The 23,838-nt window shown below is 33.8% G+C and carries 21 protein-coding genes; 9 read left to right on the forward strand and 12 right to left on the reverse strand.

The annotated features are described in order from the left end of the window. Positions 1-20: 20 nt before the first annotated feature. Entirely contained in the window at positions 21-2,834 is a 2,814-nt protein-coding gene (gene leuS / locus FUA22_RS09660; protein WP_147767759.1) for a leucine--tRNA ligase, read from the reverse strand. A 149-nt stretch (positions 2,835-2,983) separates the two neighbouring features. Here leuS and FUA22_RS09665 point away from each other — a divergent pair, with 149 nt between their 5' ends. The 4 genes from FUA22_RS09665 to FUA22_RS09680 all read left to right on the forward strand — a co-directional run bounded on the left by FUA22_RS09665 (position 2,984) and on the right by FUA22_RS09680 (position 5,478). Beyond that, positions 2,984-3,895: a DMT family transporter gene (locus FUA22_RS09665; protein ID WP_147767760.1), complete on the forward strand. Its 912-nt coding sequence runs from the start codon at positions 2,984-2,986 to the stop codon at positions 3,893-3,895. A gap of 99 nt (positions 3,896-3,994) precedes the next feature. Further along, positions 3,995-4,873 (forward strand): cell division protein FtsX, encoded by an 879-nt coding sequence (locus tag FUA22_RS09670; protein ID WP_147767761.1) that lies wholly within the window; start codon positions 3,995-3,997, stop codon positions 4,871-4,873. A 12-nt stretch (positions 4,874-4,885) separates the two neighbouring features. Further along, entirely contained in the window at positions 4,886-5,152 is a 267-nt protein-coding gene (locus FUA22_RS09675) for a hypothetical protein (protein WP_147767762.1), read from the forward strand. Between the two features lie 71 nt (positions 5,153-5,223). Beyond that, positions 5,224-5,478, forward strand: coding sequence for a DUF3098 domain-containing protein (locus tag FUA22_RS09680; protein WP_147767763.1), 255 nt, complete (start codon positions 5,224-5,226; stop codon positions 5,476-5,478). 45 nt (positions 5,479-5,523) lie between these two features. Here the strand turns inward: FUA22_RS09680 and FUA22_RS09685 are convergent, their stop codons facing one another. The 5 genes from FUA22_RS09685 to FUA22_RS09705 all read right to left on the reverse strand — a co-directional run bounded on the left by FUA22_RS09685 (position 5,524) and on the right by FUA22_RS09705 (position 13,091). Next, entirely contained in the window at positions 5,524-6,651 is a 1,128-nt protein-coding gene (locus tag FUA22_RS09685; RefSeq protein WP_147767764.1) for a glycerate kinase, read from the reverse strand. 20 nt (positions 6,652-6,671) lie between these two features. After that, entirely contained in the window at positions 6,672-8,318 is a 1,647-nt protein-coding gene (locus FUA22_RS09690; RefSeq protein WP_147767765.1) for a sodium:solute symporter family transporter, read from the reverse strand. A gap of 4 nt (positions 8,319-8,322) precedes the next feature. After that, complete coding sequence (locus FUA22_RS09695; protein ID WP_241664804.1) at positions 8,323-8,931, reverse strand: GNAT family N-acetyltransferase; 609 nt, start codon at positions 8,929-8,931, stop codon at positions 8,323-8,325. A 3-nt stretch (positions 8,932-8,934) separates the two neighbouring features. Continuing rightward, positions 8,935-10,245, reverse strand: coding sequence for an MGH1-like glycoside hydrolase domain-containing protein (locus FUA22_RS09700; RefSeq protein ID WP_147767767.1), 1,311 nt, complete (start codon positions 10,243-10,245; stop codon positions 8,935-8,937). A 173-nt stretch (positions 10,246-10,418) separates the two neighbouring features. Continuing rightward, positions 10,419-13,091 (reverse strand): TonB-dependent receptor domain-containing protein, encoded by a 2,673-nt coding sequence (locus FUA22_RS09705; protein ID WP_147767769.1) that lies wholly within the window; start codon positions 13,089-13,091, stop codon positions 10,419-10,421. A 124-nt stretch (positions 13,092-13,215) separates the two neighbouring features. Between FUA22_RS09705 and FUA22_RS09710 the strand changes: the two genes are divergently transcribed. The 4 genes from FUA22_RS09710 to FUA22_RS09725 are packed head-to-tail and all read left to right on the forward strand — an operon-like array spanning position 13,216 to position 16,548. Then, entirely contained in the window at positions 13,216-14,238 is a 1,023-nt protein-coding gene (locus FUA22_RS09710; RefSeq protein ID WP_147767771.1) for a LacI family DNA-binding transcriptional regulator, read from the forward strand. Positions 14,239-14,295: 57 nt separating this feature from the next. Continuing rightward, a complete protein-coding gene (locus FUA22_RS09715) occupies positions 14,296-15,090 on the forward strand; it encodes an undecaprenyl-diphosphate phosphatase (RefSeq protein WP_147767773.1) in 795 nt (264 codons plus the stop codon). Between the two features lie 3 nt (positions 15,091-15,093). After that, positions 15,094-15,783, forward strand: coding sequence for a tRNA pseudouridine(55) synthase TruB (gene truB / locus FUA22_RS09720; protein WP_147767775.1), 690 nt, complete (start codon positions 15,094-15,096; stop codon positions 15,781-15,783). Positions 15,784-15,825: 42 nt separating this feature from the next. Further along, positions 15,826-16,548 carry an energy transducer TonB gene (locus FUA22_RS09725; protein WP_241664805.1) on the forward strand — a complete coding sequence of 241 codons (723 nt, stop codon included), beginning with the start codon at positions 15,826-15,828 and terminating at the stop codon, positions 16,546-16,548. On the opposite strand, the gene FUA22_RS09730 is transcribed toward FUA22_RS09725, so the two are convergent. Next, positions 16,532-17,149, reverse strand: a complete 618-nt coding sequence (locus FUA22_RS09730; protein WP_147767777.1) for a thioredoxin family protein — start codon at positions 17,147-17,149, stop codon at positions 16,532-16,534. The two genes, FUA22_RS09725 and FUA22_RS09730, sit on opposite strands and share 17 nt — an antisense overlap. 92 nt (positions 17,150-17,241) lie before the next feature. On the opposite strand from FUA22_RS09730, the gene FUA22_RS09735 reads away from it, so the two are divergent. Beyond that, the gene (locus FUA22_RS09735) at positions 17,242-17,808 is read left to right on the forward strand and encodes a DNA-3-methyladenine glycosylase I (RefSeq protein ID WP_147767780.1); all 567 of its coding nucleotides are present in this window, start codon (positions 17,242-17,244) and stop codon (positions 17,806-17,808) included. Positions 17,809-17,812: 4 nt separating this feature from the next. On the opposite strand, the gene FUA22_RS09740 is transcribed toward FUA22_RS09735, so the two are convergent. The 5 genes from FUA22_RS09740 to FUA22_RS09760 all read right to left on the reverse strand — a co-directional run bounded on the left by FUA22_RS09740 (position 17,813) and on the right by FUA22_RS09760 (position 23,798). Beyond that, positions 17,813-19,642 carry an alkaline phosphatase D family protein gene (locus FUA22_RS09740; RefSeq protein ID WP_241664806.1) on the reverse strand — a complete coding sequence of 610 codons (1,830 nt, stop codon included), beginning with the start codon at positions 19,640-19,642 and terminating at the stop codon, positions 17,813-17,815. 173 nt (positions 19,643-19,815) lie between these two features. Then, the gene (locus FUA22_RS09745; protein ID WP_147767784.1) at positions 19,816-21,732 is read right to left on the reverse strand and encodes a beta-N-acetylhexosaminidase; all 1,917 of its coding nucleotides are present in this window, start codon (positions 21,730-21,732) and stop codon (positions 19,816-19,818) included. Positions 21,733-21,812: 80 nt separating this feature from the next. Next, positions 21,813-22,442: a leucyl/phenylalanyl-tRNA--protein transferase gene (gene aat, locus FUA22_RS09750; RefSeq protein WP_147767786.1), complete on the reverse strand. Its 630-nt coding sequence runs from the start codon at positions 22,440-22,442 to the stop codon at positions 21,813-21,815. A 78-nt stretch (positions 22,443-22,520) separates the two neighbouring features. Next, entirely contained in the window at positions 22,521-22,898 is a 378-nt protein-coding gene (locus FUA22_RS09755; RefSeq protein WP_147767788.1) for a DUF3127 domain-containing protein, read from the reverse strand. A 27-nt stretch (positions 22,899-22,925) separates the two neighbouring features. After that, complete coding sequence (locus tag FUA22_RS09760; RefSeq protein ID WP_147767790.1) at positions 22,926-23,798, reverse strand: flavin reductase family protein; 873 nt, start codon at positions 23,796-23,798, stop codon at positions 22,926-22,928. Between the last annotated feature and the right edge of the window lie 40 nt (positions 23,799-23,838).

Raw genomic sequence — 23,838 nt, forward strand, 5'->3', positions numbered from 1 at the left:
CCCGTTGATAACGGAATTAGTTAACCCACTATATTCACAATCTTACCGGGAACAACAATCACCTTTTTAGGTGTGCGTCCTTGAAGTTGGTCTTTTGTTTTATCAAAATCTAAAACTGCTGCCTCTATATCATCTTTACTCATGTCTAATGGTAACTCCAAAGTAAAACGCATTTTACCATTAAATGAGATTGGGTAATTCTTTGTACTTTCTACCAAATGACTTTCATCAAACTCTGGAAATGATGCGGTTGAAATTGAGCCTTCATTACCTAAAGCATCCCAAAGTTCTTCTGCAACATGAGGTGCATAAGGTGATATTAAAACTAAAAGTGGTTCTAGAATATCTTTTGATGTACACTTTTGTGCTGTTAATTCATTAACGGCAATCATGAAGGTTGACACAGAAGTATTGAATGAGAAATTCTCAATATCTTCTTCTACCTTTTTGATGGTTTTATGAAGCGTTTTTAAGCTGTCTTTTGTTGGTTCTGCATCAGTTACTTTAAGTCCATTGTCATCAAAATACAATTTCCATAATTTCTTTAAGAAACCATGAACCCCTGTAATACCAGCTGTATTCCAAGGTTTGTATTGCTCTAATGGCCCCAAGAACATTTCGTAAAGACGTAAACTGTCTGCTCCGTATCGTTCACAAATATTGTCTGGGTTTACTACGTTATATTTGGATTTGGACATTTTTTCAACGTCTCTACCAACCTTATAAACTCCATCCTCTAATATAAATTCGGCATCCTTAAATTCAGGACGCCAGTTTTTAAAGGCTTCAATATCTAGTTCATCAGAAGAGTTCACGAAGGATACATCAGCATGAATAGGTTGCACCTCTAAATCACCAATCAATCCCTTAGACAAGAATTTATTCTCACCCTCAACACGATAAACAAAAGCACTCGTCCCCAAAATCATTCCCTGATTTATCAGCTTTTTAGCATACTCGTCATGGTTTACATAGCCTTTATCAAACATAAACTTTTGCCAAAAACGAGAGTACAACAAGTGTCCTGTTGCATGTTCAGAACCACCTATGTATAAATCTACCTGCTGCCAATAATCAATAGCTTCTTTTGAGAAGATAGCATCTTCATTATTTGGGTCCATGTATCTATTAAAATACTGCGAACTTCCTGCCCACCCAGGCATGGTATTTAACTCTAATGGGAATACACTAGTGTGATTTATCTTTTCATTCTCAACTACCGAATTAGTTTCCGTACACCAAGCCCAAACCGTTGCATTTCCCAATGGTGGCTCTCCGGTTTCGGTTGGTAAATATTTTTCAACTTCTGGTAATTCAATTGGTAAATGTTCCGTGTCAATCATTTGAGGTAGACCATTCACATAATACACTGGAAATGGCTCTCCCCAATAACGTTGACGACTAAATACTGCATCACGTAAACGGTAATTGGTTTTTCCTTCGCCTTGACCCAATTGTTCCAACTCGTAAATAACGCGTTTGGTGGCCTTTTTATAATTCATGCCATTAATGAAATCACTATTGGCAATAATGGTTTTATCTTTATCTGCAAATGCTTCTTCAGAAATATCAACACCATCAAAAATATTTGGAATTTCAATTCCAAAATGTTTTGCAAAATCGTAATCGCGTTGGTCTCCACATGGCACAGACATTACCGCACCGGTTCCGTAACCAGCCAAAACATAATCACCAATCCAGATTGGAATAGGTTCTTTTGTAAAAGGGTGTTCTGCATAGGCACCTGTAAATGCACCAGTAATGGTTTTCACATCTGCCATTCTATCACGCTCACTACGTTTTGCAGTGGCTTGAATATAAGCTTCAACTTCAGGTTTTTGTTCAGGTGTTGTGATTTTAGACACTAAGTCATGTTCAGGAGCCAAAGTCATAAAACTTACTCCAAAAATGGTATCAGGTCTGGTTGTAAAAACGTCAATAACAGTATCATGGTTGTTTACATTAAATGTAACAGACGCCCCAACGGATTTTCCAATCCAGTTTCGTTGACTTTCTTTTAAAGAATCTGTCCAGTCAATAGTATCTAAACCTTGAAGTAACCTTTCCGCATAAGCCGAAATACGCATACTCCATTGTGTCATTTTCTTTCTAATAACCGGATGCCCTCCACGTTCAGAAACACCATTAACTATTTCATCATTCGCCAACACCGTTCCCAAAGCAGGACACCAGTTAACTTCGGTTTCGGCTAAATATGTTAATCTATATTGTAATAGGATGTCTTGTTGTTCTTCTAAAGACAAACCATTCCATGCTTCAGCAGTAAACGCTTCTACATCATCATCGCAAGCGGCATTTACATTCGCATTTCCTTCAGAAGCAAAAACTTTTACTAATTCCGAAATAGCTTCGGCTTTAGTAGTATCGTAATTAAACCAAGATTCAAACAATTGAATAAACACCCATTGCGTCCATTTGTAATATTTCGGATCGGATGTTCTAACCTCACGAGACCAATCGAAAGAAAATCCAATTTGGTCTAACTGACGACGATATGTTGCAATGTTCTCCTTAGTTGTAATTGCAGGATGTTGTCCTGTTTGAATAGCATATTGTTCAGCAGGCAAACCAAAAGAATCGTAACCTTGTGGGTGTAAAACATTAAACCCTTTATGACGTTTGTAACGTGCATAAATATCGGAAGCAATATACCCTAATGGATGTCCAACATGCAGTCCTGCACCACTTGGATAAGGAAACATATCTAAAACATAATATTTAGGTTTCTCAGAGTTATTTTCAGCTTTAAACGTTTGGTTTTTTGCCCAATAGTCTTGCCACTTCTTCTCGATTGTATTGAAATCGTATCTCATTGTGTAATTCTTCCGATAAATAAAAACGCAAATTTAAGGTTTAAATAGAAATAAGTATGATTAATCCTTAAAAAAAGGAGCGACTAATTATTTGTAAAATAATAGGTTTACTTTTGGGTTTTAAATTCTTTAAAATAAAAGCTAAAGTATTGCGAAGTAATATAATAAAAGCACATTTGGCTCTTTTTGCAAGTCATGTTATTTATGCAGCAAATCACTTTATTGCTAAAGACATTATGCCCGAAAAAATCAACCCAAATGCTTTAGTTGTATTTAGGGTTATTGGGGCTGGATTATTATTTTGGGGTATCAAGTTCTTTATAAGAGAACGCATTGCAAAAAAAGACTTTTTCAAACTTGCTTTATGCGGACTATTTGGAGCATCTATTAATCAGTTGTCTTTCTTTCATGGGCTTAATTTAACATCACCTATTGATACTTCAATAATCATGACATCGGCCCCAACAGTTGTTTTTATTTTGAGTATTTTCTTTTTAAAAGAAAAAGTAACTGGCGCCAAACTATTAGGTCTCAGCATTGGCGCTTTAGGAGCTATTACTTTAATTTGGTATGGCCAAGTATCTGACAACAACAGTTCTTTTTCAGGAAACCTGTTCGTTTTTATTAACGTGTTGTTTTATTCCATGTATCAAGTCATCGTGAAACCGCTTATGCGCTCTTATCATTTCATTACCATTATAAGTTGGGTTTTTCTGTTTGGCTTTTTATTTTTAATTCCGTTGGGATTAAAAGATGTTATTTACAATACAGATTACGCAGCGTTTGACACTAATACGAATTTGGCAATTGCGTACATTATACTTTGTACAACGTTTTTAACATTCTTGTTTAACATTTATGGATTACGACAAGTATCTCCTGCTGTAGCTGGCAGTTATAGCTATGTTCAACCCGCAGTAAGTTTCATTATTGTTATTATACTTTCGTATGTGTTCCACAATGACATTTATAATGAAGATATTGATTTGGTGAAAATCATTAGTTGTGTTATGGTCATTATTGGGGTATATCTTATCAGCAAAAAGCCAAAAAGCAGTTAAATACTATAACCTTTAAAACAACAATGTTGATATGTTTTAGTTTATATAAATTGAGATTCATCATACTTTGTTATTTTTACAAAATCAAGTAAATTATTTATGAGTTCATATTACGAAAAACAACAAAAACGACGCCTTATTTCTTCTTATTTCTCGGTTGTTTTAAGTATTGCTTTGGTATTATTTTTATTGGGTTTATTGGGCATCATCCTCCTAAATGCAAAAAAAGTATCTGATCATTTCAAAGAACAAGTTGTGGTTACAATTTATTTAAAGGAAAATGCAAAAGAGATTGAGATAAAGCAGCTTGAAAAGAGTTTAGCTATGAGCGACTATGTAAAATCGACCGAATATGTATCTAAGGAGCAAGCCGCTGAATTTATGAAGGCTGAAACCGGAGAAGATTTTATGGATTTTGTAGGATATAATCCGTTACAAAACTCTATTGATGTGCATTTAAAAGCAGATTATGTAACCTCTGAGCATCTAGAAACCGTTTCTACCGAAGCTTTAAACAAAAAATTTGTTGAAGAAGTGAGTTATGATAATGATTTGGTAAACCTGATGAATGATAACGTGAAAAAAATTAGTTTTTGGGTATTGATTATTAGCGCTTTATTTACTGTTATTGCTGTTTTACTAATCAATAGTTCATTACGCCTTTCAGTTTACTCAAAGAGATTCACTATTAAAACCATGCAAATGGTTGGTGCCACGAAACAGTTTATAAGACGGCCTTTTATTTGGAAAAGCATCCGTTTGGGAATCATTGGGGCTTCATTGGCGTTGATTGGAATGGCCATCGTTTTTTATTATTTAAACCAAACATTCCCTGAATTAGAATTAATGAATAACATAGTTTTGGTAGGGCTTTTATTTGTTGTAATTTTCGGATTAGGTGTTGTTATTACATGGATTAGCACTCATTTTGCCACTCAACGTTTTTTGAATTTGAGAACAGATGAGCTATATTACTAAACACTTATAGCTTTGAAAAAACATATATTTCTTTTAGGTTTTAGTATGATTCTATTGTCTTGTGTCATCAAAGACCCAAAACCAGAGGAGTGTGTGATTCAAAATGAAACTATTATCCATATTAAAGAAGGAACTTCGTTCGATATTGTATTTAGTGATAATCAGGGAGACCACTACTACATAAACAGAGGTTTAGAACGAGGATTAATTTTAGATTCTCTTAACGCAAAAGTTTTAAATAAAACCGTTACTTTGCACTTGCCTAAATTATTGGGCTGAGTAGTAACATCAGAATATATTGCTCAATTATCTGTTGATAACGAAGTTGTTTTTACAGAATTCGATTAATTATGGGAGAAAAAAAACGAAAAGAAAACGCAAAACCAACCTTTGTTTTTGGAAAGAAGAACTATAAATTCATGTTTATTGGTTTAGCCTGTATTGCCTTAGGTTTTATTTTGATGTCTGGCGGTGGTAGTGACGACCCCAATGTATTTAATCCTGAAATCTTTTCTTGGAGACGTATTCGTTTAGCACCTGCATTAGTACTTATTGGTTTTGGTATTCAGATTTATGCTATTCTATTAAATCCGGACAAGAAGTAGTTCTCAATACACTTTCTCAATCTTCAAAATCAGTCTAATTGATGGCTATTTTTTTAGGCTTTTGGCAAAATTTTCAGCCATAGTTTTAACATAATAATAACCATTTCCCATAGCATCTTCCAAAGACTCTGCTTTTTCAATTACTGAATCGGAATAACTAATTCCCATTTTAGCCATTTCTTCTTTTGACAATTCTATAGCTCCACAAAAGGCCGCAACTTTTATTTGTTTTGCCTTCGCAGAATCAATTACACCCTGAATGGTTTTACCTGATAGGGTTTGAGAATCTAATTTACCTTCGCCTGTAATAATCCAATCGACCCCTGTTATTTTTGTTTCAAACTGTGCCAAACTTTTTATCAGCTCAATTCCTGGGCTTAAGTCGGCATTCAAAAATACTTTGGAAGCAATTCCCATACCGCCAGCAGCCCCTGCTCCAACAATTGCTTGTGATTCACCATGAAAAACATCATCCAATAGTTTTGAGAAACTTCGTAATCCTTTATCCAACATTTCAATGTCTTCCATGGTTGCGCCTTTTTGAGAAGCATATACATAAGCAGCTCCATTTTCACTATATAAAGGGTTAGTAACATCACATGCAACACTAAAACTTACCTCACGCAATTTTGGATGAACGCCAGTTACATCAATTGATACAATTTTAGATAAATTTGCTCCAATGGGCTTAACTTCCTCTCCATTTTTACTTAAAAACCGATATCCTAATGCAGTTGCCATACCCAAGCCACAATCGTTAGTGGCACTACCGCCAATACCTAAAATAATTTTTGACACCCCTTTCTCTATGGCATCCACAATCATTTCTCCGGTACCTAAAGTGGTAGCATTTTTACAATCGAATTGTTCTGGTTTTAACAACTTAACACCTGAGGCTTCAGCCATTTCAATAAATGCCGTCTTTGTTGTTTGAGAGAATAAATAAGTAGCTTCAATGGGCTGAAAAAAAGGGTTATTAACTACTACCTCAATTTCTCTTCCTTTAAGGTAATAATTCACAACCTCTATTGTACCATCGCCGCCATCGGCCAAAGGAAGTTTAATGATTTCGACATCTTGTAAAACACCTAAAACCCCTTCTTCAATAGCATTACAAAACTCCAATCCTGTTAATGAATTTTTAAACTTATCTGGCGCCAGAACTATTTTCATTTCTAAAAAATATTAAGAGTTTAACCAAAGATAGTTGGCACAAAATAACTAAATACCACGATAGCTATAAAAAATGCAACCAAAATGTAAACTTCCTTTATTAAGAAATCTTCTTTCTTAACAGCTACATTAAAATTAGAAATTTTTTTCGGTTCTACATTTTTGGTTAATGCGCTTACAAAGTAGGCAACAACCAAAGAAATAATAACACCCGTAAAGTTCAACCAAATCCAAAAAATATGAATTCCTAAATCTATATTAAACAGCTCTTGAATAGTTTTTGAAAAAATGAGATTTATTAAAACAGCTAGAATTATTCCAGCATTCATACCAATATGATTTACCCTTTTTGAAAAGAATGCTAAGAAAAAGGTAACGAGTACGGGACCATAAAACACTGAACCAATGGCATTAATAATTTCAATCACCGCACTTTTACTTCCTCCAAATAAGAAAGCACTTGCTATACAAACTGCGCCCCAAAAAACAACAGATGCTTTTGAAATAACCATATATTTTTTAGTGCTTAATTTAGTTTTTCCTCTATTGAAAAAATCCTCCACGGTTACGGCAGATAACGAATTAACTGTTGAACTAAGAGAAGACATGGCTGCCGAAAGTATCCCAACCATTAAAATCCCTATAAGTCCGTGTGGTAAATATTTAATAATAAAAACAGGTATCATTAAATCTGCTTTCATCCCATTTTTTGCAAACTCTTCGGGAAAATACTTTTGTGTGGTATCAGCTATGTCTTGTAAAAAATCTGGAGCCAATGTTACTAACCCACCTATTATTAGCCCCATAACACAATAAATTAGTACTACTGGAAACCTCAATAATCCATTGGCTAATAATAACTGTCTTATTGTTTTTTCGTTTTTCGCAGACAACATACGCTGCGCTTGTGTTTGATCACAACCGTAATAAGACACATATAAAAAGAACCCTCCAATAACCATTGGTAAAAACCCATATTCTTCACCTTCTCCAATACCTAAATTGAAATCGATTACTTTTAGGCGCTCAGGGTTAAATCCTTCCGCCAAACCTCCGTAACTCTGTAAAAGGTTCCAGCCAAAATAAAGGCAAATAATTAAGCCAACAAATAGAATAATCATTTGTATTGCATCTCCCCATACTACAGCCTTCATACCTCCTTGCCATGAATAAATAATAGTAATGACGCTAATTATTAAAATGGTATAACCAAAATCAATATCTAGGACTGCCTGTAAAATAATAGCAATAGTATACACCATTACACCAGTAGCCAATGCCCTGCTTAACTGAAAAACAACACTTAAAACCAACCTTGTTGATGAACTAAAACGTTTTTCTACAAACTCATAAATACTAACTACCCCTGAACGAAACAATGGAGGAATTATAACAATCATAATAAAAATCATGGCTAATGGCACAGCGAACTCAAAGGTTAACCATTTCATACCTCCTCCTAATTTAATACCTACAAACGCAGGAGCTGAAATAAAACTGATGGCCGATAATTGGGTAGCCATAGTTGATAGACTCAAAGGGAACCAACCCATACTTTTTCCTCCTAAAAAATAATCTTTAGAGTCTTTATTATCTTTAAAAAAGAACCCCATTCCTAAGAAGAAAACAATGTATAATATAATAATACTATAGTCTAGCCAATTCATGCTTTTAAATTTTAATGTTCAATTTATCTTTTAATTCAATCTTCACTTTATCTTCCCAATCCTTTTTAAGAATACTCATTAATACAATATCTGCTCTTCCTTTCCCATCAAATGAAGGTATGAAATTTCTTAGAACGCCTTCTTTTATACAGCCAACACTTTTCATTGCTGCAATACTTATTTTATTCTCAGCATGTGCACCAAAACCAATGCGTTCTAATTTCAATTTTTCAAACGCGAATTCAAACAACAAATATTTACAATGTTTATTTAAACCAGTTCCTCTGAATAATTTTCCGTACCAAGTATGGCCTAGTTTAATAGCCCTTAATTTGTTTGAATACTCATAAAGCCTTGTAGTTCCGGCATACTGTTTTGCAACTTTGTCATAAACTATAAAAGGATATTCTTTTCTAGAATTTCGGTTGTTAATTGCTGAAAGCACATATTCAGTTAAGTTATCTAACCCATTTCCTTTTTCTAGCATATAAGTCCACAAATAAGGTTCATTTGAAATTGACAATAGATGTTCAACATATTCCAATTTAAGAGGACTTAATCTTACATAGTCATCTTCTAAAACATAATCACTATCAAAATCAAAGTTCAACAAGCTTTAACCGTTTTCTAACAAATCAATCAATAATGCAGCACTCCAAGAGAAATTATTCCCTCCGTATCCAGCATCTCCATTTTTATGCATTTCTTTTCTTGAATCGAAATATTCATAAAACCCGTTATTCTCCATTAAGGCAACGGTATCTTGTTTCATACGATGTGCTACCTTGTTAAATCCATATTGTTTTAAACCATTAAATAACATCCAATTTAAATTTACCCAAACTGGACCGCGCCAATATTTTTTAGGATTGAAACGTTCACTTTCGGGATCAAAAGAAGCACATAAATACTGATGGTCGCCACCAAATTTATCCATCATAACTTTCACCATTCTATCTGCTCTTTCCTTATTAGGAATATTAGCGAACAAAGGTGAAAAGGATGATGATGACAAAAACCTAAGTGGTTTTTCATTTCTTAAATCATAATGAACATATACTCCCAAAGCTTCATCATAAAGTTTATCGTTAAAAGCAGTTATAGCCTTATTTTGCCAGAGTTTCAACTGATTTATTTTTTCAACATTATTCCCAATAAGCTCATAAAGTTTAATTAAACTTTCCGTGGACTTAATTAACAAGGCATTAAACAAAGGATCCTGAACTAAAAAAGGAGAATATTCAGCAATTTTTTCATCACTATAATTATTTTCTTTGGCAATATCAATGATGTGCAAATAATGATCATATTCTCTTTTTGATGGTCTTTCAGAAGCATCAACATGAGTTGTATCTCGGCGTTCAAATGTATATTCTGGTGGATTCATGGTATCCCATATATCATCCCAAATAGGAGAGTTGTCGGTACCAGATTCCCAATTATGATATATATAAACTAAACCTTCATTTTTGGGATCCCTATTATTATAAAAATATTCATGATTAAAATACACTTTGTCTATAGCGCTTTCAATAAATTTTAATGTAGCAGATTTATCCTTGCTTATTCTATAAATTTCTTCCAGAACAAATCCTGTAACTGGAGGTTGGGTCATTCCCGTAGATCTGTATTTTTTCGATGCCTGCGGATGTAAATCTGATCTATGAAAATCTGGCCCAGGAAAATAAGTATCACTTTCTGTATGGAATATAATATGAGGTATAAAACCATTTCCCCATTGCGCATCAAGTAATGTAGCTATTTCCTGTTCTGCCTTTTCCATATCAAAATGTGCAAACCCTATAGCGATTAAACCCGAATCCCAAAACCATTGAAATGGATACAATTTGGCACAAGGAATGCTAAACCCTTCTTTCCAATTATTTACTAAAACTTCTTTAGCTTTATTATATAAATCGTTTTTCATAGTGTTATAAGTAAGATATTTTCTTAAAAAGACCTACCTGCTTTGACAGGTCTTTGGAAATTGAGAGTGCTACTAATAAATGTTTTATTTTAATTGTCATTTAACATATACCCACCACCTAAAACCTTAGCAAAAAGGTGGTGAGTATTAACCAACTAAACTACTTATGAAAATTAAAAGTTAAATGTTGCTGTTAAGAAAAAGCGTCTTGGTAATATTGGTCTTCCAAAGAAAAACTCTGCATCACCAGCTTGATTTACATTTCTTGGGTCTCCTTCAGTTACGCCTTTATCATCAAACAAATTAAATATAGAGAACCCTAATCTTAAAGTGTCATCACTATCTTCACCACCCATTCCAAATTGATATCCAGCACCTAAACGGGCAATAGTGATAGCATCTAATTCTACTGTATTATTGTCTGCTGCAAATTTGCTTCCTGTATGATTAAAAGACAACAGGGCATCAAAAGCTCCATCGTCATAGTATGCTCCTAAACTACCTAAGAAATTTGGCTGTCTTGCCAACTTGTTACCCTCATTTTGGGTAGAAGATGTATTATTAGTTAAATCCGTTGAAACATTCTTTGATATCTCATGATTTTGATAAGTAGCAGAACCACGTAAGTTAAAATTCTCTGCAAATGCCCAATCAAAAGTAGACTCTAAACCAATTGTTCTAGTACTTTGCTCAGATCTTGTTAAATCAACTAATGTACCATTAACAAAACCTTGATCAATTTTAATTCTATCACTTAAACCTACATAGTATCCAGCAAATGACCCCTTAAATTTTTCTGTACCAACTTTGGCACCAGCTTCAACCTGAATAATCTTTTCAGAATCATACTTACTTCCTGTTACCCCAGTTGAAATAGGAGAAAATCCTCTTATTTGTGGAAAGAAAAATCCTTTAGAGAAGTTAGCATAAAGGTTTACGGCGTCACTTAGTTTATATAACCCAGCCAAGGATAGAGCCCAGTCTGTTGCACTTACATTTGCTCTGGTAAAACTACCATCAGCAAATCTTACATTAGCTAACTCAGGAGTTAAATCTGTATTTTCATATACTTGACTTTCTACAATGTTTCCGTTGCTAAAAGTACCTTCAGTATTTTCAATTCTAAAACCAACATCAAAACGCCATTTATCAAAAACCATCTCATCTGTTAAATAGAAGGCCGTTTTATTTTGAGATAAGAACTTATTTGATGTCATTCCAATTCTGTTATACAATCCACCATCTGAAAAGACTACATTATTCCCACCTGCATCCGTATAACTTAAGTTTACCAATTTTGGATTGTTATTAAACTCTGATAATACTCTATATTGATAGTTAACATCTTCTGCCTCTGTACGCGCTAGGAAAACACCTCCAGTAATATTATGAGTTCCATTTTCAACATGTAATGTCTTAGTAAGTGAAGCCTCTCCCGAGTAATCGGTCATTGGACGTAGTCTATCAATATGTAAATTGTCTACAACTAAATCTGAACCATTAATATCTGATGTTGTTCCTTGATACATTGCAGTAAACCCCTGATTACCTGGAGCAACATTAGCCACATAATCATTTAAAGTAATTGGGTTATTATTAGCTCCGTTACCTCCAACATATAAAGCAAAATTATGCTTATAATTAGCATATCTCACTTTAGATTTAAACTTTAAATCTTCTGAGAAATTATAGTTAAAATCTCCCATTAAATAACCGCCTTGTGTATGTACCCCATCTTCAATTGGGCTTTCATAAACACCTCCAGGAGTTAAAAAAGAAGTCTGTGCTAATTCACCAGAAAGCAATTGAGACACCGGCTCTCCATCATTACCAGCAATTCTTTTTCTATCACCATCTAATGGAAGAGGTAAAAAGAATTGTGCATTATCATTTATAAACTGGCCATGGACTGTAAATGACCCATTTTCGAATTTTTGCTTAATATTCGCTCTAAACTGAACCCCTTTTGTTGGCAAGCCAGTTTCAATTGGCCCATCATCTTTTCTAACAAAACCTGTAAAAGCGTAGTAAGTATTAGAATCTTCTCCTCCTAATTTACCACCAGTATAAAAATCTGTTTTAAGACGCCCTTTATCGGCCCATTCCACATTAATGATATTTTCATCATTAGAATCCCCTGTTTTGCTTGTATAGTTAATGATACCAGCCACAGATCCTGCTCCATACAATACCGCAGCGCCACCTCGAACAAACTCTACACCTTTAAAACCTATATCTGGTCTTGCATAAACATCATGAGCGGAAGAGTTTAAACCAAACGTACTCATGAGTGGCATCCCATCATATTGCAAAGGATTAAACACATACTGTCCACCAGAAGGCAAACCTCTTACAAAAACATTTGAAGCGGTTTCTCCACCACCACCTTCAGCAGTAATACCTGGAATACTTCTAATAATATCAGCCTGTGAGTTTGCAGATAACTTAGTTATCTCTCTTTGTTTTAAAGAACTAATAGACATTGGAGTATCTTTTTGTGATCTAAATGTTGCAGAGGCGGTTAATACCACTTCATCTAAACTTGTACCTCCTTCTTGCAATACAATTTGCAAAGTAATTGCTGCCCCATTCAATTCAATGTCTTGAATATAGGTTTCGTAACCTAAGAACGAAACTTGTAATTTTTGTGTTCCCGAAAGACTGGTTGTGAAACTAAAGTTTCCATCAAAATCAGAAGTAGAACCTGAAGAACTATTTAATATTAAAACATTCGCTCCTGTAACTGGCACTCCACTTCCATCTTTTACTGTTCCCGAAATTTCGGTCTGCGCAACCATTGCAGAAACAGTTAAAAGGCATAATAAAGTAAAAATTGCTTTTTTCATTTTTTTGAGAATTAGTTAATTTTGATGCTAATTAAATAATAACTTTCTATAAAAATCGGTATATTTTTGCAATATTTGTACGCAAACGTTTGCGGTAACGTTTGCATTTTCAAAAAATCTATTCATGAAAAAAGAAACAACATCACTAAAGAAATTGGCACAAGAATTAAATCTATCTGTTTCTACAATCTCACGCGCTTTAAATGACCATCCTGATATTAGTGATTCCACTAAAACAAAAGTTCAAAAATTAGCTGCAAAACTAAATTACGTCCCAAATATATTTGCTAAAGGATTCAGACAGCATAAAACTAATATCATTGGAGTTATAGTTCCAAATATTACCCACTATTTTACATCAACCATTTTAAAGGGCATTTTAGAAGAAGCTTCGTTAAAAGGTTATAGGGTCATTATTTCAGAATCGAACAATGATGCTGTGAAACAAACAGAAATGTTAAAAACTATGTTACAGTTTAACGTAGATGGCATTTTAATGTCCATTTCAAAAGTAACTCGTCAAGTTGATGATATTTTAAGAATTATTGATAATGTTCCATTAATCTTATTCGATAAAGCATCTAACAAAATTCCCTGTTCCCAAGTAGTTATAAATGAAGAGGAATCTGCCTATAATGCTATTGAACACCTAATTAATATAGGTAAAAAACGGATAGCCATTATAAAAGAAAACGAATATTCTTATAATTCTGAACGCAGGTATGCTGGCTACTTACGTGCCCTAAAAGAACATAACATCCCTATAGATGAAAAAATAATTATTAGTGTTGATGATATCTCTTTAAGACAAGGTAAACGAATGACTAATTTACTATTGAGTATTAAAAACAAACCGGACGCTATTTTTGCAATTACCGATAGTGCAGCCATAGGGGTAATACAAACTCTAAAAAAATTTAACATAAAGATTCCGGAAGAAATTGCTATTATAGGTTTTAGTAATTCCATAAATTCTACCATAATAGAACCTATGCTTACAACTATTGACCAACCAGGAGAACGAATGGGTGCTACAGCTGTTAAATATATGATTGAAGAAATTGAAAACCCAAACGATATTGGGAATAAAACTATAGAATTAAAAGGGAACCTTATAATTAGAGACTCTACTTTTAAAGCTTCTTAAAATATAATTTAATCTACAATCTCTCTATTAGTATTCCAATTTTAATATTTTTGCGCAATGGATATTATAGATTCAATTATTTTAGGAATTATCCAAGGGCTTACAGAGTTCTTACCTGTTTCTTCCAGCGGACACATAGAATTAGGAAAAGCTATTTTAGGAAGTAATCCTGAACAAAAAGACAACCTATTGGTTACGGTTGTTTTACATTTCGCAACCGCTTTAAGCACCTTAGTTGTTTTTAGAAAAGATGTTTTGGACATTATTAAGGGTTGCTTAAAATTTAAATGGAACGAAGATTTGCAATTCCTTTTTAAAATCGGGGTTTCTATGATTCCTGCTGTTGTTGTTGGCTTATTTTTTGAAGAACAATTAGAAGCTCTTTTTAGCGGAAACATTTTATTGGTTGGTTGTATGCTCATAATTACGGCTGCCCTTTTGTTTTTAGCAGATAAAGCCAAGGACACTAACAAAAAAGTAAGTTTTAGCAATGCCTTAGTTATTGGAGTATCTCAAGCAATAGCGATGTTACCCGGTATTTCTCGTTCTGGAGCTACTATTTCTACATCGGTTTTATTAGGTAATGACAAAACCAAAGCAGCTCGTTTTTCGTTTTTAATGGTGGTTCCCTTAATTTTTGGAAAAATTGCCAAAGATATATTGAGTGGTGAGATTTCTACAAACAGTCAAAACTTTACAGTTTTATCTATTGGGTTTGTTGCAGCTTTTATTTCGGGATTATTTGCTTGTACTTGGATGATAACGCTCGTAAAAAAAAGTAAGCTTTCTTATTTTGCTATTTACTGTGTTGTTGTTGGAATTATAGCCATTATTGTTTCATTTTTAAACTAGAAAATGACTGCCGAAGACTATCTTACAGGACAAGTTTTACTTATAGACAAACCACTAAATTGGACTTCGTTTCAAGCGATAAATAAACTGCGTTGGGAAATTAGGCAAGCCTTTAATATTAAAAAAATTAAAGTTGGACACGCAGGCACTTTAGATCCTTTAGCTACAGGTTTATTAGTGATTTGCACAGGTAAAAAAACAAAAGAAATCAATATCTATCAGGGGCAAATAAAGGAATATACTGGAACCATTGTTTTGGGAAGCACCACACCTTCATTCGATTTAGAAACAGAAATCAATCTACGCTTCCCTACTGAACATATTTCAAAGGATTTAATTCATAAAACCACGAAACAATTTATTGGCGACATAGAACAATTTCCACCAGTTTTTTCGGCTATAAAAAAAGACGGGAAACGTCTATACGAATTTGCTAGGGCAGGTGAAGATGTAGAAATAAAACCAAGAAATGTTAATATTTCTGAGTTTGAAATCACTAATATTGATGGTTTAAATGTCAATTTTAGAGTAGTTTGTAGTAAAGGAACCTACATACGTTCTTTAGCAAACGATTTTGGAAAAGCCTTAAATTCAGGTGCTCATTTATCGGCTTTAAGGCGATCAAAAATTGGAAGCTTCAACGTTAATGATGCCATATCCATAGAAGGCTTTATAGCTGGTTTAAAAGACTAAACCATATATTTTTACGTATATTGGGTAAACATTTATTAAAAATTGCATCTCTCAGATCAACATAAAGCCTTACTTATAACGTTCTTTATTGCAGGAACTGTAGTCATGTCTGTTTTTAGTTTAAGCTTAAAACAAAAAGAAAAAGGCATTGCCGAAAGCTACTATGAAATTGAGCCTAAAGAAGAACTTACTGAGGAAGAATTAAAGATAATTGAAGCTTTAGAAAATTTAAATAATTCTAAAGCTGAGACTAATACGGCTTTCAATCAATCTAAAAGTGCTAACAAATTTGCCCAAGCATACAAAACTATTGCACCACCTGAAGATTACGTTCCAAAAACTAGTGATATAAATGGTGATGAGGCTTTAAACAACCTTAAAGAAAAGTATAAGAATGAGCACAAAGATGAATTGAATAATGATGCTCTCACCAAGTTTGACAAAGCCAATGATATATTAAAAAAGCAACAAGAAGAAGCTAATAACGCTAATAGCACTATAGGTTATTCTTTAAAAGACAGAACTAAAGTTCATATACCAATACCCATCTATCTTTGTGAAAACAGCGGTAAAATTGTTGTAAACATTACTGTGAATGCCAAAGGACATGTAATTGATGCCTATGTTAACACATCATCAAATTCTGATAATGAATGTTTAATAGAACATGCTTTAGATTATGCAAAAGAATCGGTTTTTAGTCCTGATGCCTCTAAACCAAGTCAAATAGGTTCAATTACTTTTAATTTTATTGGCAAAAACTAGGTTGAAACCTACAAAGCATTAAGGTAACATCTTCCACAATTGTGACACCTTTATCCTTATTATACCAGTGCTGTAAATCTTCTTTAAACTCAGGTGTTAACTTACCATTGGCCGCTTTAAACCTGCTAACATAACCAGCGGCTTCACTTGGTCTTGGGCCATAGACATCTAAAACAGTTCCGGTTTCATCATCAATCATAATCAACTTAGGAACGGCTTGGTTTCCATCAGTCAAAAATTCATTCATTAAGTCCAGATTATCGTCTCTAAGCACTAATCTCAGATTTATGTTAGAATTCAATTCAGCAATTTTATTTAAAACAGGTAATACATGAGCTGCATCTCCACACCAAGTTTCAGTAAGCACCAACCAAGTAACATGAGTATCAAAATCTGCTAACCTTTTTTTAGCTTTCACACTTATTTTTAAAGTTTTGTCCCAGCGTTTCATACGTCGGTTATTCAACTTTGTGAATTCTATTCTCTCTTCACTTTTCTCATTACCAGAGGTATTTCTTTCTTCAACTAATTGAAACATTAGATCTCTATAATCCGCATAAGACATGCTGTTTTTTAACCCTGATTTTATATTTGCATTCATGATAAATTCTTTATGTAACGCTACAAATGTAGTATCTTGCTACTCTTTATAAGATGACATTTGTCATGCTCAAATTTTAAAACTTACAATTTATGACCCAAAAACATAGATGTGCTTGGTGCGAAGGTGACGAACTCTATGAAAAATATCATGATGAAGAATGGGGCGTTCCTGTATATAATGATGATAAACTTTTCGAGTTTTTAATTTTGGAAACCTTTCAAGCAGGTTTAAGTTGGATTACTGTTTTGCGTAAACGTGAAAATTTCAGAAGGGCCTTTGATAATTTCGATTATAAAAAGATTGTCAATTACAGTCAGGAAAAAATTGATTCCCTACTTCAGGATGCCGGTATCATTCGAAATAAATTAAAAGTAAATGCAACAGTAACCAATGCACAGGCTTTTATTGATATTCAAAAGGAATTTGGCAGTTTTACCAATTACATTTGGGGCTTTACCGATGGCAAACCCATTAAAAATAAATTTGAAAGCTTAAACGAAATACCAGCAAACACACCTTTAAGTGACACCATTAGTAAAGACTTAAAAAAACGTGGATTCAAGTTTGTAGGCACCACAGTTGTTTATGCACATATGCAGGCCACTGGAATGGTAAATGACCATACTACATCCTGTTTTAGGCATAACGAAGTTTAATTTACTATAAGGTTATCTTTTTAGTTGTTCGGTTTTTCTTTTTAGCTGAAACTTCGATAGTTTGAATATTATCCCCTTCACCTATTTTAATGATATATATCCCTTCATTATGAACTTTAGGTTGATAAGTAGTTCCTTTAATTCTTTGAGAAGAAATCACTTCACCAGATGTTTTATCAATAACCGTAACCACTTGATTTTCTTTTAAAATTTGCAATTTCGGTAATTCAAATCCGTTTTTAATATTATAATTATCCTCTTGAGAAACCGTAACAGGCCACCCAGGATATTGCCTACTACTTGGGTCATTCATATCTATATTTCTACCCCAGCATTCAAAAGTAACCTGTCTATTAGGTTTGTTATATCTGATGATTCCGTAACCAGCAGCTCGAGTGTTTAGTCTATCACCAGATTCCATATCCTTCTTGAAGTTAGGATTCGCGATGGCTTCAACAGTTATCTTATTATTAAAGCCATCTAAAAACTCTCCCGTATAATACGGGGCTCCTTTTTTACGATTTTTCCCAGGTGTAGCTGGATCCCACCAACGCACCCAAAAGTTAGCAACTGCAGGTACCGCAAAAGAATATCCAGCATCATTCCATTCATCTACACCATGACGAATTACAGAACCTAAATGCTGATCTCCGGCAACCATGGTTGAAAAACTCTTACGTATTACTTTCAATGCCTTATTCCGTCCCGTTTGTGGCCATCCGTTAGAATCAAAATCAAATCTTATTTCACCTTTCCCCTGTTGACCATAATTAGCAGATTTACAAAATATGGTTTGTGATAGAACCGATTTCATTTCGACATCTTCCCAATCGGTAGTCCAATCTTCTAAAAAACTTAATTGCCTTTCTCCAAGCATAGTGGTTCCGGGCACATCAAACAGTTTGGGGTCCAAATTATTAAACCCCTTATTTTCCTTTCTTACCTTATCAGTAATAGGTTTTGGACCACTTTTAAATTTACGATCTTCTAAAATAGCGAAACTCATACCACCCCACTTCAAGCCTGTATAATAAACACCAATCCCACGTTCAATAGGTGTAGCATCATACGGATCTGGCAAATGGCTAGTCTGTGCACGCTCCACTTCCTTTATATATTCAACAGGCATATAGTAACCTCCCATATTACCATGTCTTGAAGACGCTTCTTTTCCACCAGCACCCCAAAGATTTCCTTGGCCTATATCATGGTCATCTGGCACTGTAATAGTAGGTGTATTTCTGATAATTTCCCCAAAATCACGTCCAAATTGTAACCAATGAATTAAATGAAAACTGTGATTGTAGATTTGATCGCCAGCAAAGTATAATAAGTCTGGCTTGTTCTTTTTTAAGTTATCAATAATATCGGTTTTTGGAATATTCCCATCATGTCTTGAGTAAATGGAATTACACGAAAATGTAGCCATTACAAATTCATCTTTATTCACCGGGTTCTTTCTAATAATACCGTTATAAAATGCTTTATCCATAAAAACAACACGGTATTCTACTTCTTTAGTATCATCCCAATTTTCTAACCTAAAATGTGCTGTGTAGCCTGGGTATTCAATTCTAGAATGGTCAACAGTTTCCCAATTTCCATTCTTTTTTAATTGTAAATCAGCTTCAAAAGGCTCATAATCCTGAATAGGATAAAATTGAGCCGTCATTTTTACAATGTTTTCATGTACTGTATACAGTGCAAAACAAATACGGTCTTTAGGTTTTATTTTTTTTGTATACTCAAATGTTCCTAAATCTTGAGAATAACCAACAGAAAATACTATTAAAAAAGTCAATAAAAATAAGGGTGATTTTTTAAGTAAAAACATGCGCATAAAATTTCAATAAATATAGTTAACACCTACCTAATTAACCGAGTCAAATGATTCTTTTTTAGTTACATTTGGTTAATAACTATCGTTTCTTAAGCTCAATAAAACAGTAATATATTTTTTATATAGTCTGTGTTACTTTGAAACTCTGTAAAAAAATCAGAAATAAATTATTTCACTCTTTTTGCTAACTCCTCGCTTGATATGGTTATTAACTTACCTATTGGTTTATTATTCCTGTAGGTTACAAGTCTAAGCATATCTACATCTTCTGATAAAACAATAGTTTCGCTATATTTAGGATGATATTGATTAGGTATTGCATTATCCAAAGTATAATAAATAGTTAGATCTTTCACTTCTGTAGACAATTCAACTTTTAATAATCCATTTTTATTTTTTGTCACCTCTATTATTGGGTCGTACATGCTAGTTGCATAGTTTATCTGTGAATGATCTAATCTTTTAAAATGGTTTTCAATTTTACCTATAAAGTTATCCCAATTCTTCTTCTGATTTGGAGACCATAAAGATTCAGAAATTGCGAATGCCCTTGGATAGCTCATATATTCAACCTGAGGTTCAGTTGGTATTTGCTCCGTCCACAGGTTTCCTTGCCCTCCTAAAACATAAGTTGAATCTATACCTTCAGGTAAGATATTATAATCATAAACCTTTTTAATTCGGGAATCCCTATATACAGGTGCCTCAACCGAACGGTCTCCCTGACGTAAATCTAAATAATAGAAAGGGCTTGGACTCATTACCACAAAATGCATTTGTTCCGCAGCTTTTATTCCCGCATTATGCCAACTGCGCCAGTTCATAATAGCTGCATCTTGAGACAAATCTTCTTCCAAAATTTCATCCCATCCAATTAGTTTCTTTTTGTTTTTATATACAATTTTGGCCACACGATTATTGAAATAGCCTTGAAGTTCTTCAACGCTATGAATATTTTTTTTCTTCATAAAGGCCTGAACATCAATATCTTTTTTCCAAAAACCTTTATAACATTCATCTCCACCCATGTGAATATATTCGAATGGAAACAAGTCAGCTACTTCGGAAAAAACTGAATCAAGAAATTCATAAACTTTTTCATCAGTTGGATTAAGGCTATTATCTATAAACATTTCAAAATCTGAGGGCCCAAACCATTTTGAAAAATTTGTTCCCGGATTTACTACAGCATTAGGGTCCTTAGTAACACTTAATTCTGGATAAGCAGCTATAGCGGCCATACTGTGACCTGGTACATCAATTTCAGGAAGTATCTCTATGTAACGTTCTTTAGCGTAAGCAATAATCTCCCTTATATCATCCTGTGTATAAAACCCTCCATACGTTGGAGACTCATTAGGTTTGGGTTCTGAATGCTGCCCAAATGTTCCGGTTCTAGGCACACGCCAACTTCCAATTTCAGTAAGCTTAGGATAACTTTTGATTTCTATTCGCCAACCCTGATCATCTGTTAAGTGCCAATGAAAAATATTGTATTTGTATCTAGCTATTTGGTCTATGTATTTTTTAATATAATCTTTTGAGAAGAAATGTCTACTCACATCTAACATAATACCACGCCATTCAAAACGCGGATAGTCAACGATATTTACAACTGGCAGCTGCCAATTCACACTTTTTGTAGATTTACTCTCAATTTCTGGCGGGAGAAGCTGTAATAAGGTTTGCACACCATAAAACAAGCCTTTGGGAGTATTAGCCCTTATCCGAATATTTTTTTGGGTTACTTCAAGATTATAACCCTCTTTTCCGATTTTTGCATTAAACTTTGTATTAAGCTTAAGTTGTATTCCTCCTTTATCAGAATGTGCAATGGATAAATCAAAGCCAGTAGCCGGCCTTATCTTATCTGCTAAATAAGCTGCAATATTTATTACTTCATCTTGTTCAGAAGGAACTATAATTTCAGTTGATTTATTTAGAGTATAAAAACCTGAACCTTGCTCTATTTCAACTGGCTCAGGTATTATGTTGAAACTTTGAGCAATTACCTCTGAGCCTATAAGAAGGAGGGATAAAACAACAAATTTGACAATGGCATGAAAGGACAATTGATTTTTCATATGATTTACTATTTATTCGAAAAAGCTTTCTCTTTCAATATAAGTATCTTATATGATTTACTTTAATTAATCATGAAAATTTAAATTTCTAAATACTTTAAAAATTCATTTCTTGACATATCTTCCGCCCCTAAACTTTCCAAATGACTGGTGTATATTTGGCAATCTATTAGCTTATAATTCGTGTTTTTAATAAAGCTAATAAATGCCACTTTGCTAGCATTACTTTCTTTAGCAAACATACTTTCTCCACAGAAAACACCATTGTTTAAATCAACACCATAAAGACCCCCTACAAGACTATCTCCATTCCAAACTTCTACAGATTTAACATATCCTAGTTTATGAAGCTTTGTATAAGCCTCTATCATATTTTGGGTTATCCACGTCCCCTGTTGTCCATTACGTTTTGTTTTAGCGCATTCTGTAATAACTTCTTTAAAAGCCTTATTTACGGTGATTGTATAGTCTTTATTTCGAATACTCTGTTTCATGCTTTTAGAAACTTTTAATTTCTCTGGGAATAATATAAAACGAGGATCTGGACTCCACCATAACAAGGGTTCTTCAGAATCAAACCAAGGAAAAACACCTGATTTATATGCCAATATTAATCGTTCTACAGAAAGATCTCCTCCAATAGCCAGCAAGCCTTCCGAACTTGCTTCATTTACATCTGGGAACCATAAATCTTGACCTAAATAGAACATTGGATAAAAATAAAAAACCTCAACTGATATAGTCGAGGTTTTTTTAGATTCTTGCAGTCATAAGAATGACTTAAAATTTTAGAATGGTAAATCGTCGTGATCTTCTTTATTTAATTCTCCTGCAGGCTCAAAAGCATCCATTGGAGGAACTGGAGGTACATTTCCGTCTGCCGGCTCTTGCTGTAATGCTTCAATTCGCCATCCTTGAATAGAATTAAAATATTTAGTTTCACCTTGTGGGTTCACCCATTCCCTACCACGTAAATTGATGTTTACTTTTACTTGTTGACCTACCTGAAAACTGTTCAGCAAATCTGTTTTATCTTGAACAAATTCTACCATAATATGTTGCGGATATTGCTCTTCTGTAGTTACAACTAATTCTCTCTTTCTGAACCCATTTGCTCCAAAAGTTTGAGTTTCTCCAATAACTTTAATTCTTCCTTGAACTTCCATTAATTTCTATTTATATCTAATTATTACTTATTTACTTAATAATATTTTCCAAGCACTTTCTACATCACCAAAGCTTAAGTAGTTCTGTGCTAATTTATGTTTTTCTTTTTGACTTGCCGTTTTTACATTAGGATGATTTTCACTTACATCATCAATAAACATTTTAACTTGTTCATTATTTGGTAAGGCTTCCACATTACCTAACATACCTAAATCGTTCCCTGTTAAAATCATACTATTTCTAATAGACAACGGTATACTATCAACACCTATTCCTAAAGTAGACAACGGTTTTGGTATTTCAAAAAAACCTTCATTTGCTCTACTATAAAAGCTGCCTCCAGCACGTGCTACCAAATCTAATTTTGTTTGATCTATAGCTTTTTCATTATTTAAAACTTCGTCATCAATATGAAGTTTAATTACCTCGCAAACAACCAAGTTTCCTGCACCTCCTTTATCTCCTAAAGCTATTACATCGTTCACTTTACACTCAAACTGAACCGGTGATTCGGCCACCCTAAAAGGTTCTACCAAATCTGATTTCAACATGGTTAAACCCGATTTCTCAAACTCATTAACATCTTCAGGATATTCCGTACTACTTAATGACATTTGATGCACAATCTCATAATTCACCACATTTATAACTACTTCTTTGGTGGCTTCAACATTATGCAATGTATGTTTTGTTGTGTTATCCCTAACCCTTCGTGCAGGCGAAAAAATCATGATGGGCGGGTTTGCACTAAACACATTAAAAAAACTAAAAGGTGACAGGTTAGGAACTCCGTTTACATCAACTGTACTAGCAAAAGCTATGGGCCTAGGCGCTACTGCACCTAAAAGATAGCTATGTAACTTTCCTGTTGATAAATCCTTAGGTTCAAATGACGCCATTAAAACACTTTTAATTTCAACAAATGTAACCAATCTGAAG

This window comes from Seonamhaeicola maritimus, assembly GCF_008056315.1.
GTDB lineage: Bacteria > Bacteroidota > Bacteroidia > Flavobacteriales > Flavobacteriaceae > Seonamhaeicola > Seonamhaeicola maritimus.